The sequence below is a fragment of the Algoriphagus sp. oki45 genome (assembly GCF_036245605.1).
Taxonomy (GTDB): Bacteria; Bacteroidota; Bacteroidia; order Cytophagales; family Cyclobacteriaceae; genus Algoriphagus.
In genome coordinates this window covers 96,685-112,517 of sequence record NZ_BTPC01000001.1, presented here as the reverse complement: position 1 = coordinate 112,517, position 15,833 = coordinate 96,685, and the positions used below count along the sequence as shown (strand labels likewise).

Annotated in this window: 13 protein-coding genes; 6 read left to right on the top strand and 7 right to left on the bottom strand. The window is 42.9% G+C overall.

Going from position 1 to position 15,833, the window contains the following annotated elements; translation table 11 throughout:
* Window positions 1–177 precede the first annotated feature (177 nt).
* The 6 genes from AAA942_RS00435 to lpxK form a co-directional block, all read right to left on the bottom strand.
* Window positions 178–2,622: a GumC family protein gene (locus AAA942_RS00435; RefSeq protein ID WP_338218249.1), complete on the bottom strand. Its 2,445-nt coding sequence runs from the start codon at window positions 2,620–2,622 to the stop codon at window positions 178–180.
* Window positions 2,622–3,449 carry a polysaccharide biosynthesis/export family protein gene (locus AAA942_RS00430; protein ID WP_338218248.1) on the bottom strand — a complete coding sequence of 276 codons (828 nt, stop codon included), beginning with the start codon at window positions 3,447–3,449 and terminating at the stop codon, window positions 2,622–2,624. Before AAA942_RS00430 ends, AAA942_RS00435 begins: the two co-directional genes overlap by 1 nt.
* Window positions 3,450–3,789: 340 nt before the next feature.
* Window positions 3,790–5,034: an ABC transporter permease gene (locus AAA942_RS00425; protein WP_338218247.1), complete on the bottom strand. Its 1,245-nt coding sequence runs from the start codon at window positions 5,032–5,034 to the stop codon at window positions 3,790–3,792.
* 378 nt (window positions 5,035–5,412) lie between these two features.
* Window positions 5,413–6,024 carry a tRNA-(ms[2]io[6]A)-hydroxylase gene (locus tag AAA942_RS00420; protein ID WP_338218246.1) on the bottom strand — a complete coding sequence of 204 codons (612 nt, stop codon included), beginning with the start codon at window positions 6,022–6,024 and terminating at the stop codon, window positions 5,413–5,415.
* Window positions 6,025–6,295: 271 nt separating this feature from the next.
* Complete coding sequence (locus tag AAA942_RS00415; protein ID WP_338218245.1) at window positions 6,296–8,245, bottom strand: putative porin; 1,950 nt, start codon at window positions 8,243–8,245, stop codon at window positions 6,296–6,298.
* On the bottom strand, window positions 8,242–9,288 hold the full coding sequence (lpxK, locus tag AAA942_RS00410) for a tetraacyldisaccharide 4'-kinase (protein ID WP_338218244.1): 1,047 nt from the start codon (window positions 9,286–9,288) through the stop codon (window positions 8,242–8,244). Before lpxK ends, AAA942_RS00415 begins: the two co-directional genes overlap by 4 nt.
* Before the next feature lie 39 nt (window positions 9,289–9,327).
* Between lpxK and AAA942_RS00405 the strand changes: the two genes are divergently transcribed.
* From AAA942_RS00405 to AAA942_RS00395, 3 genes are all read left to right on the top strand, one after another.
* On the top strand, window positions 9,328–10,428 hold the full coding sequence (locus tag AAA942_RS00405; protein WP_338218243.1) for a Nif3-like dinuclear metal center hexameric protein: 1,101 nt from the start codon (window positions 9,328–9,330) through the stop codon (window positions 10,426–10,428).
* Between the two features lie 3 nt (window positions 10,429–10,431).
* Window positions 10,432–11,199 carry a zinc ribbon domain-containing protein gene (locus tag AAA942_RS00400; protein WP_338218242.1) on the top strand — a complete coding sequence of 256 codons (768 nt, stop codon included), beginning with the start codon at window positions 10,432–10,434 and terminating at the stop codon, window positions 11,197–11,199.
* 292 nt (window positions 11,200–11,491) lie between these two features.
* Window positions 11,492–11,812: a hypothetical protein gene (locus AAA942_RS00395; RefSeq protein ID WP_338218241.1), complete on the top strand. Its 321-nt coding sequence runs from the start codon at window positions 11,492–11,494 to the stop codon at window positions 11,810–11,812.
* Here AAA942_RS00395 and AAA942_RS00390 read toward each other — a convergent pair.
* Window positions 11,784–12,419, bottom strand: coding sequence for a histidine phosphatase family protein (locus AAA942_RS00390; RefSeq protein WP_338218240.1), 636 nt, complete (start codon window positions 12,417–12,419; stop codon window positions 11,784–11,786). The two genes, AAA942_RS00395 and AAA942_RS00390, sit on opposite strands and share 29 nt — an antisense overlap.
* A 53-nt stretch (window positions 12,420–12,472) precedes the next feature.
* Between AAA942_RS00390 and AAA942_RS00385 the strand changes: the two genes are divergently transcribed.
* From AAA942_RS00385 to menD, 3 genes are read left to right on the top strand one after another with little or no spacing between them, the layout of a single operon-like run.
* A complete protein-coding gene (locus AAA942_RS00385; RefSeq protein ID WP_338218239.1) occupies window positions 12,473–12,895 on the top strand; it encodes a hotdog fold thioesterase in 423 nt (140 codons plus the stop codon).
* The gene (locus AAA942_RS00380) at window positions 12,892–14,103 is read left to right on the top strand and encodes a chorismate-binding protein (RefSeq protein ID WP_338218238.1); all 1,212 of its coding nucleotides are present in this window, start codon (window positions 12,892–12,894) and stop codon (window positions 14,101–14,103) included. The genes AAA942_RS00385 and AAA942_RS00380 overlap by 4 nt, the downstream gene beginning before the upstream one ends.
* Complete coding sequence (gene menD / locus AAA942_RS00375; protein ID WP_338218237.1) at window positions 14,100–15,785, top strand: 2-succinyl-5-enolpyruvyl-6-hydroxy-3-cyclohexene-1-carboxylic-acid synthase; 1,686 nt, start codon at window positions 14,100–14,102, stop codon at window positions 15,783–15,785. Before AAA942_RS00380 ends, menD begins: the two co-directional genes overlap by 4 nt.
* The last annotated feature ends 48 nt before the right edge of the window (window positions 15,786–15,833 follow it).

Here is a 15,833-nt window from a genome sequence, read left to right as displayed (position 1 = left end):
GAGCAGTTTAAGTACTCATTTTTTGTACAATCTTTTCAGGGTTTTTTTATATCTAAGAATTTGCATTTCATGACCTTGCCTTTCCAAAAAACGACAAGTCAGGAAACAATCCATCATTGGATTGACTACTGATTTCTTTGAAAAGGCATCTCAGAATTACTTTGAAATTTCTAGTTATTAATGCCTTCTCAAGGCCCTTTTCCACCAAGGAAGTTGAACCTCCTCATGATAGCCATATGTATTGGTTCCATAGCCGTAGCCATAACCGTAGCCGTATCCATAGCCATAGCCCTTGTCGATATGAACATCGTTTAGAATTCCATACATTTTTCTGACCCCTCCTTTTTCAACCAGATTGTTCAAAATTTGAGTGTTCCCTTTCATGGAATACCCTTGTCTGAAAACATAAAAGTTGACATCGGATAGAGCAAACAATTCTTTGGTTTCAGAGACCAATCCTACCGGAGGACAGTCAAATACCACCACATCGTAGGACTTTTTGATTTCCTGGATGATTTTTCCAAATTTTTCCTGTAAAAGAAGTTCAGCAGGGTTAGGAGGAATCGGGCCTGATAAGATCACATCCAAATTTTCATAACCAGATTGCTTGACCACCTCCTGCCAAGGTTTTGATGAACTCAGACAGGTACTCATTCCCACATCATTGGTCAGATTGAAGTCCTGTGCAATTCTTGGTTTTCTCAAATCCAAACCCATTAAGATGGTCTTTTTCCCCATCAGGGCAAAAACAGAAGCCACATTCATAGAAACAAAGGTCTTTCCTTCTCCGGAAATGGAAGATGTGAATAAAAGGGTCAAATTGTCTTTTTGCGGACTGAGGTAGGACAAATCTGCTCTCAATGAACGGAAAGACTCAGTCACAGTGGAGCGGGGATTTTGTAATACAGGAATGGCATCATCGGAATTATTCCTGCCAATCATGCCGATTAATGGCACTTTTATCTGCTTTTCCAACTCCTTAGGATCTTCGATTTTGGTATTCAGGAAGTCCTTCACGGTAATAAAGCCTATAGGAAGGATAAAGCCCAAAATCAATCCAATCAAAAGATTCAAGGTCCGTTTTGGAGCAATGGGGAGTTGACCGGACTTGGCAAAGTCCAAAATTTTATTGCTGGGAATATTGGAAGCTTTGGTGATTTCGGCCTCTGCTTTTTTCTGCAGGAAGTAGATGTAAATATTTTCGTTGATAGTAAACTGCCGGGTAAAATCCAACAGCTTTCGTTCCGTAGCCGGGAGTTGATTGATTTCTCCCTCAATTTGCCGGATTTGCCCATTAAGGTTCGCAATCAGGTTTTCCGTATTGACAATTGCAGAACTTACGTTTTCCTGAAGTGCCTTGGAAGTGCTTTGAATCCGGGCATTAATATCTCTTACTTGAGGAGTGGACTCGGCAAAATTGGCAGTCAATCGTACCCGATCAGCCTGCAATTCGGAAAGGCTTTGCACCAAGGCATTAAGTAAGGGGTCGCTTGTTCCCACAATGGAAGGAGCAATCAAATCCCCCGTCTGCCCGCTTGCCAAATAATCCCGGAGGGTTTGCAAGTATTTCAGATTGATTTCATTCAACCCTCTTTCCTTCTCCAGTTCCTGCAGGCGCTGAAATATGACTGATCCTTCCTGAGAAAGGTTGAAAATGCGGTTCTCAGAACGGTATTGCTGAAGCTTTGCTTCCGAACCCCTCAAAGAATCAGTAATCCCACTTAGCTGCTGATCTATAAAAAAGATAGTGTTTTCAGAAGTACGGTTTTTATCGTCCAACTCTCGCTGAAGGTAAGTTTCCTGAAGCTTGTTCAGGTAATCAATCCCCTTTCTTCGCAAAGGAGTTTCCAAACTGAGGGTAAGAATAGAACTTTGCTTGTTGGTAGGAGAAACAGTCAAATCCTCTACCATTTTTAAGGCCAAAGATGGGGTGTCCACCAAGCGGAAATAAATAACTTCCCCTGGCATAGCGGAGGATTTAACCGGAGAAAACTCAAAAACCTCCGTTTGTATCGTATCGCCAAATTGGAAAACAGAAGGTTCAAAAACTAATTCTTCCAATTGAGATTTAAAATTTGGATCGGCAGGGTTAAAAAGCTGGAATTGATTTTCTTCAATGCTCAATTCATAGGAATTATCATCCAAAACTTCCAGCCTAAACAAGCCTCCTACGGCTTGTTTTCTATCCCAATTCACTCTGACATAGACGGGAACATTCCCATAGATTTCACTTTTCTTTACAAATCCATCAGCAAAATATTGAACATTCATATCCAGCTGCTGAAGCGTGCTGTAGGCGAGTGTATAGGATTTTAGAATCCCGATCTCATTTTCAATGTTACTTTTGCCCTGAAGCCCTACCAAACCTGCTGAGGCAAAAAGATCAGAACCCAAGGCGTTATTTTCATCCTCCACGATCACCGTGGATTCTACCTTATAAATAGGGGTTGCATATCTGTTGAAAACAAAAGCAGAGATCAAGCCCAAGAAGACAAAAAGCAAAATCAAAGGCCAATATTGAAGGTAATTGAAAAGCAAAACCTTCAAATCAATTTCATCTTCCTGATTGACCATAAAAGGGGAAGGCGAACCGTTTTGGGCTTGGGGAGTATTCGGATACATTATTCTCTATTGGCTACTATTACAAGATTCAGGATCAAAGCGGCTGCAGTGATGGCTGAAATAAACAAAGTCAAAGACTGAGCCGCATTCTCACCTGCACCCACTTCACGAACTTTCATGGGTTCGGCATACAGCTGATCGTTGGGCTGGATAAAGTAAAAAGGGGAAGCTACAAGCTGACGATCATTCAAATTGATTCGGTGAAGTCTTGTTCCTTCCGGATATTGACGGATAAGTAGTATCTCATCCCTCTTGGCAATATTGGTCAGGTCTCCAGAATTGGCAATAGCTTCCAAAATGGTCATTCTGTCCTGAAGCACCACAAATTTCCCAGGTCTTCGAAATTCACCTAAAGCGGAATAACGAATGCCTCCCAACTTCACCTTTACATATACTTCGGTTACCACAAAGCTTTTTAATCGCTTTTCAATTTCTTCTCTGGCTTCTTCAATGGTTTTGTCTTTGACTTGAACCTCCCCTATGATTGGAAGCCGGATATTTCCGTTTTTATCTACCGTGTAGCCTGTCATGTAATAGATATCTCCTCCACTTTGGGCCATCAGGTTCATCCCCTGAGCATTTACTTGGTTCGTGTTACCGGTATTAAATCCATTCTTCAGCAGGTCATCTACAGTTTGGATATTGATATCTACAATATCATTGTATTGAAGCTTATACTCTGGAATTTCGTAACTGATCAATTCTCCTTCAGGGATGGCTTGCTGGCCTTCCAGATTTTGGAGATAGATGATTTTTTCGTTGGAAACACAAGAAAATGATGCCCATACCAGGCCCACGATTCCGATTGCTTTTAGGTACTTAAGCATAAAGGTTTTTAAAATTCGACACCAAAACCCGACAAACATAGGAAAGATTGTCCAATCGATCGGATTTTTCTTGTCATTTGGGCAAAAATTATGAAGTTTTTAACAAAAATCGATTTTCTCACAAATAGAAAAGTTTGCCTTCAAGACGAGGGAAAGATGATTCCAGCCAGACATATTTTGGTGAAATTTTATTTTTGCCAAATACTTACCCACCACCGATCATAGCAAAGAAATTTTCAGCTCATTTAAACTCAAACCAAGAAAGTTGGACCATTTTTCAGAAAGTCTCTATACTCATCCTTGATTTCTGATGAGAAAAAAACAGGACGAAACAGAAACCCTATTCGTACCTCAAAGACTCAATCGGATCAAGTTTACTGGCCTTAAATGCCGGAACATAACCCGCCAAAAGTCCTACTATGATACAAATGACAAAAGAAACGAACATCCATAGCCAAGGAACCAAGAATCCTCCCGGGCCTATGAAGTTGGCGATAATATTCCCGATACCAATACCCAAAATCATCCCAAAAATACCTCCCAGGACACAAATTACGATTGCCTCGATCAAAAACTGCTGACGGATACGAAGAGGAGTTGCTCCAAGAGCTTTTCGGACACCGATTTCCCGAGTTCGCTCAGTCACGGAGACTAGCATGATATTCATCAATCCGATGGATGCCCCTAGCAGTGTGATAAATCCGATTCCAAATCCTCCTATTCTTAGATAGCCAGCCACTTCTTCCAAGCTTTCGGCCACCGACTGGCTTTTGGTCAATTCAAATGAATCCTCCTGGGCTACCCGGTCCTGTCTTACCTTTCTCATAATGCCGATCGCCTGTCCCATTTCATAGTCCAGCTTTCCCGGGTCAGAGGCCACTCCAGTGATTCGATAATTGAATGTACCTCTGGTATCCAGGCGAGAGGCATTTTCAACAGGAATAAGCACCTGTCGGTCAGCACCTTGATCCTGACCTACACCGCCTTGCTTTTCCATGATTCCGATTACCGTGTAGGGTCTACCGTAGATTGTTATTTTCTGATTGATCGGGTCTTCGGAAGGTTCGAAAAGAGTTTTCTGAATCTCTTGACCAATAATTGCTACCGATGTCCCGTATCTAACCTCCATTTGACTGAAGTTTCTTCCTTTTTCCAATTTAACGGCTTTGATCGAAAGGTAATTTTCATCACCTCCCCTGACACGGGTATTGGGATCTGTTTGTTTTGATCCTCTCTTCAATTCTGCAGCTCCTGAAACGGGAATAAAAACAGTAGAAATACCTATAGAATTGTATTCATCCTTGAACTGCATAGCTTCTCGGTAGGAAATACTCGGATAAGTTTTTTCTGTCTTTCCTTCCTGCACTACTCTTCCCCCGCTTTGGCCTTTGTTTCGGATATCAAAAGAGTTGGCACCCAATCCTGCAAAGCTTTCCGCGATTTGGGCTTTGATCCCATCAATTGCCGTCAGCATTCCAACCAAGGAGGAAATCCCAATGGCAATAATAGCTCCCGTCAGAATAGTACGGAGCAGATTTACCTTTACTGACTTGATGGCCTCACGGATATTTTCGATCAAATTCATGTTTTGTTCGGATTAGAACAGGTTTGTTGGCAAAGTTCTCATTTATCGATTAAGTATAAGCAAGTCCGCTCAACTCGCCAAAAGTACGTTTATTCTTAATTGGAAGATTAAAAGATTTTAAGATTGGAGAATTAGGTGGTTACAAGGTTGGAAAGTGGCAAGGTTGCAAAGTTGGTAGGTTTGAGCTCAAAGGTCTTACGTCTAACGTCTTCCCTCTAAAGTCTTACTTCTTGAATTGAAACTTTGGAAGATTTGAAAATTGGAAGATTTGGTTGTTGCAAGGTTGGAAAGTGGCAAGGTTGCAAAGCTGGCAGGTTAAAGCTCAAATATGTCTACTATCTTACGTCTCGTTTCTTGCCTCTCGCTTCTAGAATCTGATCAATGCATCCTATCCCCTCTTAGCTCCATGTTTTTAAGCACTTCAGCTTCGTAGCTCAGCCATTCCTGCCAGCGCTTGTTCACCTTATCTGGATCTTGATAGGTTCTTGCCAATTCAATAAAAGTCACGTAATGACCCGCTTCGGAGATCATCAGTTCATAGTAGAATTTCTGCAACTCGGTATCTTGAATATGCTTGGAAAGAAGCTTGAACCTCTCGCAGCTTCTCGCCTCAATTAAGGCATTCATCAAAAGATATTCTGTCAGTTGTTGAGCACGGCTTCCACCTTTCTTTACGAATTCGTTCAGTTTGGCCACGTATTCATCTTTTCGCTGAGGGCCAAATTTCATCCCTCTTTTGCGAAGCTGCTCCATCACCCGCTCAAAATGTCCCCATTCCTCAGCGACAATCGGAGTAAGGGTATCTACCAGTTCTTCCAAATCATTGAATCGAACGATCAGACTGATACAGGAAGAGGCCGCCTTTTGCTCGCAATAGGCATGATCGACCAGGATATCCTCGATATGCATCTCTGCAATCCCGACCCAGCGTGGGTCCGTGGGTAGCTTGAGATGCAGCATTTTCTGTTTTGTACTTTCTTCCCAACTCATTTTGATTTGAAATTTGAGGTTTGAGATTTGAAATTATTGATTTCCAGAATCATGATTTTTTAATCAGCTTAGAAAATAATTGATCCTTTTTCCACGACGAAAAACTCGTTAGATCATACCATTTTTTTCCTATCGCAAAGGATATGACCCTTTCTTTTTTCTACAAACTCACTCCCCAGTATTCATCAACCTAATCACATTGATATCTTTCTCACATCATGTGTTTTGCCACTTGTATCTAGTGTCTAATGTCTAGCGTCTTATATCTGTACTAATCAAACAAATACCATGTAATCCCCAAATCCAAGAATGAACGATAGCCTGTGTAATCTGGGGTAACAAAATACCCATCATTGTTCATCAGGCCGGAATTGAGGTGATTGTATTTGAATAAAACCCGGGTTCGATTGATGCGGAAATTCAGGAACAAATCTGCGACGGGATAGGCAAAGACATTGAAGTCATTCTGCAGATGAAATTGCTGATAGGAAGGATTGTAGGCTTCAGCAAAAAAGGAGGACTTGTATCGGATATCCAGCCCAAGTTGTACAAAAATATTTTCATCAAACATGGGGCTGTCAAAGTAGATTCGGGTATTAGCATACCAATTGGGTATCCGAACCACATCGGAAGCGGCACCGGTGAGTTCAGTATAAATGACTTCCAAATCCAATCGGAATTTCTTCCCCAGCTGAGCATTGGCCTGCAAACCCGGCATAAACATAAATACCTCTCCATTGGCCTGAGCTACCTCCAGATTTTCATCAAAATAGACATAATTATTCACCCGATTTAAGGTAAGCATGGGTCTGAGGCTAAGTCCTTTGACAAAATCAAGCTTGATTTTACCCTGAATCTGATCTACCCCTACGTTGACGAAATCATTGTCCCAGCGAAAGTGATTCCCAAAATATCGCTGCTGCATGGCTGTCGGCCTGTAAAGGGCTTTGGTATATTCAGCTTCCAGCCAGGGCGACACGAATTTTCCATGGATTCGAAAAGCATCTGTCAGCAAATATTCCCCATCTGCCTGAAGGGACCATTTGTCGGAAATCTTACCGATCAGCTCTCCCCCGATGTAAAATTCATTATAGCGTTCGGCACCGTCTTCAAAAAACGGGTTTTCAAATCTGGCATTTCTCAGTTTGGTGTAGGCATTATAGAAAAAACCCTTGTAGGTGCCTTTTACCCCTAATTCATTTCTCCATTCTGAAAATCCATGAAAATTCTGGGTGGTATCCGACTCCTGAAAACGATTGGAATTATAAAAGGACGAATCTGTAGTATTCAGATTAGCAAGGAAAGTGAGTTTTTGGATTTTTCGGTCAAAGACATGATATACCTGAAGTCCATTCCCCAACTTGTACTCATGGTAGAGATGGTAATCTTGCCTTAGGTCTATGGCCTGAGAGTTTTGCAGCCAGACTTTAGCATCTTCATACGTGTAATAAAGTGAAGTGCTGTCCACTTCAGGAGGGATAATTCCTCCTATCTCGTTGACCAAATGCCGCATTCGGGAAAATGCGCCAAGCAACCAATACCTTCCATTTTCTGAGCGATAATTTGTGTGCAAGCCATAGGCGTTTTGCTCAGTCATGTAGTCGTCTCTTGAATCGGGATTTAGGGTTTTTCGGATTCTTTCTGTGCGAAAATCGAAGCCCACATTCCATCTGGGGTTGACATTCCGCGCAAAATAGACATCCAGCATATTTCTGTTTCCTCCCCCAAAAAATGCCGACATCTCAGTAAAGGGAGATTTGGTATCAAAATATCTCCTCTTTGCAGGATCCACAAAATAGAGGTCATACGCATGAAATCCGGAAGTCGTACCGATCAGTTCGGGAACCTGATAGAAAACCGGCTTTGTAGCGCTACCTATATTGGCCAGATCCTGATATTTCCACCCTCCTTTTTGAACAGGATCGTAATTGTGAAAATTGTCCAGAAGGGTATCCTGCTCGTAAAGAGTTAGGCTGTTTCTGCGAATGTCTTTTTCAAAGAAATAGAGAGAAGTCTTTGGTCCATAAACCATTCGGGTGCTGTCATCCAAAAGGGTCCTTCTCCCCTCCTGTTCCTCTTCTTCCTCCGGATTTATCACCTCACGTTCTGGACGAATGGGTCTGCCAGTTGGAGGGTTTCCCTGCACGGGTCGCTGCGCAAAAATCCCCTGCAAACTCAGCAAGGCAAAGAAAAAAGCTAAGACTAATCCTTTTCTGATCACTGATTGCCTAATTTTTGTCGGATTTGGGCGAGAAGCATTTCCTTTTCCTGAGATTCCAATTTCACTTCCATGGGGAGGGCAAAAATCGGAATTTCCCCAAATTTTCCCTCATTTGCCAAGACTTTAAGTTTCCCCGCATCCTTCTCCGTACACAAAATCACCGGGTTTTCTTTTCGTAAATTAGTCCAAGCGGACACAATTTTCCCCAAATCCTTTTCTTCATAATCATGATGGTCCGGAAAAGAGAATGAATCCAATACCTGAAAAGTCCTTTTGCAATAGCTCTCAAAAAGACTTGGGTCTGCCAAACCCGAAACCAAGATGACTTTCCCTGAAAATGGTTCGCTCAGGTGAAACGGATAAGGCTTACCATAGTTCAATCCAGAAAAGAATACAGGCACATTTGAGCCCAGATATGGCTTAATTCCGCTCTCGACTTGTTTTTTTTGTAAATCGGAAAGACTATCCGGGCACTTGGTCACCACCACTAAATCAGCTCTTTTTGCTCCTAACCTAGCCTCTCTGAGTCTACCCATAGGCAATATCCAATCGGATGAAAAGGGTTTGGAATAAGGGGTGAGAAGAATGTAAAAATCAGCTTTTAATTTTCTGTGCTGATAGGCATCATCCAATATTACCCAATCCAGTTCCGGATTCAGATTGTGAATCTTTTGCAAAGAAACTACTCTGTCTTCCCCTACAAAAACGGGTATTTTTCCCTCAAACTTGGAATAAATCTGAAGTGGTTCGTCCCCTATTTGCTCAGGAGTGCTTTCGGGATTCGCCTGAAAAAAGCCTGTGGATTTTCTGCCATACCCCCTGCTGAGAGTAGCCAGTTTCTTTTCCTTTCGGAATGCATTTACCAAAAACTCCACCATGGGCGTTTTCCCGGTACCACCCACACTTAGGTTGCCCACTACAATTGTTGGAATCGGTGATCGAATGCTTTTTAACCAGCCCCGGTCATACAAAAAATTACGGGCAGTAGTGATCCCCAAAAAAATAAGGGCAAAGGGTGCAAGCAGGAAAGCGTACCAAGGCATTGGGGAGAATTGCTAATTTTGACCAAAGAAAACAAAAATATGGGACATCGGATTCAGGATATACTTGCCTACCTCGAGCGGGTAGCTCCTTCAGCCTATCAGGAAGACTACGACAATGCTACCTTGATCTGTGGAGATCGGAATGCAGAAGTGAAAGGAGTGCTTTGTACCTTGGACTGTACGGAAGAAGTGGTTCTGGAGGCCAAAGCAAAAGGTGCCAATTTGATCGTGGCCCATCATCCCATCGTATTCCGAGGATTGAAGAGCCTGACTGGAAAAAACTATGTGGAACGAACGGTCATTTCGGCCATCAAAAACGATATCGCGATTTTTGCGATCCATACCAATCTGGACCATGTCGCTCAAGGGGTAAACAAAAGAATCGCAGACAGACTTGGTCTGAGGGAAACCAAAATCCTGAAACCCAAAAAGCAAACCCTTTCCAAACTGGTGTTTTTTGTGCCTCCCAAGGATAAAGAGCCGGTTTTGGAGGCCCTTTTTGAAGCAGGTGCCGGACAAATAGGAGAATACAAAGACTGCTCATTTCAGTTGGAAGGGATGGGCACCTTCACTCCATCAGAAAATGCAAATCCCCATATCGGGCAGCGTGGAATTCCCCAATACGAGAAAGAGGTGCGTGTGGAAGTGATTTTGCCTGCACATCTCTCAGGAAAGGTCATCCAAAAGATGAAAAAAGCCCATCCCTATGAGGAAGTTGCCTATTACCTCAGCGCATTGGAAAATGAAAATCAGGAAGTAGGCGCAGGCATGATCGGGCAATTGGAAGAAGCGATGGATGAGGAGGCTTTTTTGGATTATCTGAAGGAAAAAATGAACCTCCAAGTGGTGAAGCATACGACCTTGAGAAGAAAAAAAGTTAAGAAAGTGGCACTCTGTGGGGGTGCGGGCATTTTCCTTTTGGGCGATGCCAAAAGAGCACAAGCTGATGCATTTGTTACTTCAGATGTCAAATACCACGAATTCTTTGATGCAGAGGGTCAAATCATCCTTTGTGATATCGGGCATTACGAGAGCGAAATTTTTACAAAAGATTTATTGGCAGAACTATTGTCACAAAATTTTCCTAATATTGCACTCTATTTGTCAAAAGTAGTTACCAATCCCACATCCTACCGATAGTACATGGAAAGTACAGTAGCACAAAAACTCGACGCTATCTACAACCTTCAACTCATAGATTCTAGATTAGATGCCATCATCAAAGTAAGAGGAGCCCTTCCCGAAGAGGTTCAAGACCTGGAAGATGAGATAGCAGGCTACGAAACCCGACTCCAGAAATTCCAAAATGATATCAACAGTTTTGAAGAGGATATCAAAAGATTCAAGGAAAACATCAAGGATTCTGAAAAACTGATCAAGAAGTATCAGGATCAGCAGATGAATGTCCGAAACAATCGGGAATACGACGCAATCACCAAAGAACTTGAACTTCAGGACTTGGAAATTCAGGTATCCAAAAAGAAGATCGCTGAAACCGGAGTAAAAATCGACCAGAAAACAGCTGATCTTGATGAGCTTTCTGCTTTGATGAAAGACCGTCAAAAGGACTTGGATCTGAAGAAAGAAGAATTGGACACCATCGTGGCAGAAAGTGAATCAGAAGAGTCCAAGTTGATGTCTGAGCGCGAGAAAGCCCTTAAAAAAGTGGAAGATCGTCTTGCTAAATCCTACGAAAAGATCCGCGCCAATGCGAAAAACGGTCTGGCAGTAGTAATGGTAAAAAGAGGTGCTTGTGGAGGTTGCTTCAATACAGTTCCTCCGCAGAGACAAGCTGATATCCGTGAAAAGAAAAAACTGATTGTTTGCGAGCACTGCGGTAGAATACTTGCAGGTGTAGAAGACGAGATTGAAGAGGAGAGCAAACCAAAAAGAAGAACAGCGAAAGCTTAATCAATACAGCAAAATCCCCGATAATTTTCGGGGATTTTTTTTGTCCATTTTCTGTGGTTAACTCTGCCTGCCTCAATTGGTCTTTCACTTGACCAATCGGGAGAATCAATTGATTTTTTTGGATTGAAAACAACTTTCCATTCAAACAAATTTGCATTCCAGCATATTATATCCTTACTTGAAGGCTATGAGAATACTCACCATTCTGCTTTTTTCAATTTTAATCTCAGCTCCGGGTTTTGCAAAAGATCCGGAAACAAAAACATTTTTGGTTTTATTTAAAATCGAAGAGTTGAAACAATCAAAAACTTCGCTAAAGCAGATTGAACAGCAATTTTCTTCTTTTTTCACCACCAAGACCTACAGTGGAAATTCAGAACCAGTGCTTCTGATCAGTATTCCCAACTGTGACTTTGACGAGTGTTTCTTGGGTGAATTTTTGGTAGACACCGGTTTGGAGAAAAAAGTACAGCTTGAGAAAATTGCTTTTCGCTTGTATGATTTGACAGAGAATAAAGATCTTCATCAAATCTACATTGCCAAATTTGATGAAGAACAATCTCCCAAGAAAAAGCCTGCAAAAGTTACTCGCTTGGCTGCTTCAAATCCCTAAGGTGATTCTGATCATTGAATTTTTTGACGGAAAATGAGCCGTCTTCGAGTTGATCCAATAGGTAAAGACACAGATTAGTGTGACCAAACTGATCCATGTATTTCAAATTGTAGTTTAGGATCAGGCTTAAAAAAATTCGCATTGCGCGTCCATGCATACATACCAGAATGGTCTTTCCCGGTCCATTCAGAATGATGTCTATTCCTCTTCTCATTCTTTCGGCGACTGCATTGGGACTTTCACCTCCTGCAATGGCATAGTCCAGATTCCCCTGCTGCCACTGATGAAGCATGTGCTGATAGTACTCCCCTTCTTCAGGTGTCATGGGAGTGCCTTCATAATCTCCCCAAGAAATCTCATTGAGCTCTGTTAGAGCCCGGGTGGGAGTACCTCTATCGATAAATGACTGTATGGATTGCTTGGTTCTGATCAATCCTGTGTGGTAAATTTGATCAAATTGCACATCAGAATAGGCATCAAAAAAAGCTTGGGCTTGAGCTCGCCCGGTTGCATTGATGGGAGCATCAATCCCGCTGCCCTGTACCACTCCCTGAAGGTTGAAATCAGTCTGTCCGTGACGGACTAAGTAAATTTTTTTTCGATCCAAGATTCTTTATTTTTGTCGACACCCCAAATAAACTCGATTTAGCTCAGATTTTAATGATTTTTCTCCAATCCCCCTCCCTGGACCATTTAAATCAAACATCCCGTGACACACTTGTTCAGCATTTGGGAATAGTATTTACCGCTGTAGGAGAAGACTATTTGGAGGCAACAATGCCCGTTGATGCTCGAACCAAGCAGCCCATGGGATTGTTACACGGAGGAGCAAATGTAGTCTTGGCAGAAACCTTAGGAAGCCTCGCTTCATCCTTAACGATTGACTTGAACCAAAAGGCTTGTGTGGGATTGGAAGTAAATGCCAATCATCTTCGGTCGGTAAGAGAAGGTATAGTCAGGGGAATTGCCAAACCCATACACTTAGGAAGGTCAACTCAAGTCTGGGAAATCAGAATTTTGGACGAAAAGGATAAATTGTGCTGTATTAGCCGACTGACGATGGCTATTCTAGATAAAAAATGAGTATCACCGCAACAGGAAATTATATTTCAAAGGCAGAGGTTTTGAATGCCCTGTTTTTAAAAGGACTGGAGTCAGGAGGAGCTTTTGCACTTTGGCGCAAGCCCAAATCAAACAAGCTTGAATACATCCAAGATGATCAGGCTGCCCCTACCCGGGTCAATCTGGAATTGGAAAACCTCCCGGCCGGTTTTCTAGCCCATCCTTTTGCAGACCAAGAAGATAAAAAAGCCTACTTCATTCAAGCAAGTAAATATTTTCAGTTTCAACTGGATTCAATCCCTTCAGAAATCGAGCTACCTGAATGGCTGTCCACAGAATTGGGCAGAGAAGAAAGCAAAACCCAAATCGCAGAGTTAATCCGAAGCAAAAGCTTTTCCCAAACCAAACCAGCCGGAAAATGTGATCAAAAAGCCCATTTTCTCAATCTGGTGGAAAAAGGTATTGAAGCGATTAATTCGGGATTATTGGAGAAAATCGTCCCGTCAAGAACCCGATTGATCGATCTGCCCGAAAACTTTGACCTAGCCCAAACCTTTACCCGGCTTTTGGAAGCTTATCCAAATTCCTTTGTGAATTTCTTTCATATTCCAGGTGTAGGCACTTGGATCGGCGCCTCGCCTGAGATATTGATTGAAACCAAGGGCGACCAATTTTACACCATGTCTCTGGCAGGCACTCAACCTGGCCGAGGAGAAAACCCGCTCAAATCCGCGGCTTGGACTCAAAAAGAAATCGAAGAGCAAGCCATGGTGAGCAGATACATTGTGGATTGCTTCAAAAAAATCAGGCTGCGAGAGTACGAAGAGCATGGGCCAAAGACTGTCCTTGCAGGGAATCTGCTTCATCTCAGGTCTGATTTCCGAGTAAACATGAAATCCACCAATTTCCCCAATCTGGGCACGGTGATGCTGGAATTGCTTCATCCCACTTCCGCAGTATGCGGAATGCCCCGAAAAGAGGCCCATGACTTCCTGCAGTCCCATGAGGGCTTTGACCGTTCCTTTTTTGCAGGATTCCTCGGTCCGGTCAATATTCAGGAAGAGACTTCCGTGTTTGTCAACCTCAGAACAGCCAATCTACAGGGAGAAAAAGCAATCCTATATGCCGGAGCAGGAGTGACGGAAGATTCCGATCCGGAAATGGAATGGGAGGAAACCGAGCTGAAATGCAATATCATTGGTAAATTTCTTCAAAATCCATTCGATTGACCAATCAAATTATCACCGATTTAGTGGCGATTTGCGCCAAAAAAGGCATTGAAAACGCCATTCTTTCTCCCGGGTCACGCTGTGCTCCTTTGACACTCGCTTTTGCCAGACACCCGGAAATCCACGCCAGGACCATCTCAGACGAGCGATCAGCCGCCTTTATTGCCTTGGGCATGGCCCAAAAACTCAATCAGCCGGTAGTTCTGGTTTGTACCTCGGGTTCGGCGGCACTGAACTACTACCCTGCTATAGCAGAAGCTTTTTTTCAGGAAGTACCCTTACTCATTCTCACTGCGGATCGCCCATCCGAATGGATCGATCAATGGGACGGTCAGACCATTTACCAGCAGGAAGTCTACGGAAAGCATGTTAAGAAAAGCTTTCAGTTTCCCGACAGCCTTAATTCATCCGATCAGATTTGGTATGCGCATCGGATCGTCAATGAAGCCATTAATTTGGCTAAAACAGGACCAGCCGGTCCGGTACATATCAATATCCCGCTAAGGGAGCCTTTTTACCCAAAAAAGGGTGAGCAATTCATCGCTTCCAAGGAATTACACATCGTTCATCCCCATCCATCCTGCAAACAGCTATCCCACGAGGCTCTTGAACAGCTGAAAGCCAAACTTGCTCAGGTCAACCGATTGGTGATCATCCCCGGGCAGCAAAAGCCCAATCCAAAAATCAAGAAACTGCTCAAGCAGCTAGCCCTTCAGAAAAAAGTGGTGACCGTCACGGACACCATCTCCAACCTGTCTTTTGAGGAGAGCATCAGCTTTCACGACCATTGGTTGGGAAATGAAAAGATTTCTGAAGGACTTGCCCCAGACTTGATATTGACCTTTGGGAAATCGCTCATTTCCAAACCCTTGAAGCAGTTTTTGAGAAGGAATCCCCTTTCCCATTGGCATATTCAGGCACACGAAGGAGCTAGAGATCCTTTCCAACACCTGACCAGACATTTGGATTGCGACCCACTTTACTTTTTGGAATGGCTGGCCGAACATATCCCTTCCATGAATGAAAGTTATTTCTCGAGATGGCAGTCTTTAGAGTCTAAGGTCAAGGAAAATCTTCCCGAAATACTTTCTAATGCTGAGTTTGGAGAGTATCAGGCACTTCACCGGGTAATCCGGAATATCCCTGAAAATTCAAAGATCCATTTGGCCAATTCCATGCCGGTCCGGTACATGAATTTTCTGGGAAAAATCCATCAGGAAATTAGCTGCAATCGAGGCACAAGCGGCATTGACGGAACCAACAGTAGTGCGGTAGGCTGTGCTTTTACTACCAAGGATCCAGTCACCATCATCACCGGGGATATGGCCTTCTTCTACGATCGCAATGCCTTTTGGCACAACTATTCCATAGCCAATCTTCGCATCATTCTATTGAATAACCATGCAGGGGGTATTTTCAGATTGATTGATGGCCCCAAAGACCAACCCGAGTTGGAGGAGTTCTTTGAAACCAAGCAGGCCTTAAACGGACAATCTCTGGCGAAAGAGTTTGGATTTGGATATAGCTTGGTGACCCAAGCCCATGAATTGGATAGCCAAATCAAGGAACTATTTGCTCCTGGAATGAAAGCCAAAATCCTCGAAATCCAATCAGAAAGCCCCAAAAATACCGAAATACTTTCTTTAGTTAAGGAAAAAATAAAGCTCCTCTTGGAGGAATAAGCACCTTGATCTTTCCCTTCAGCTCGGATTCCCTCACCCAGTCTCTGA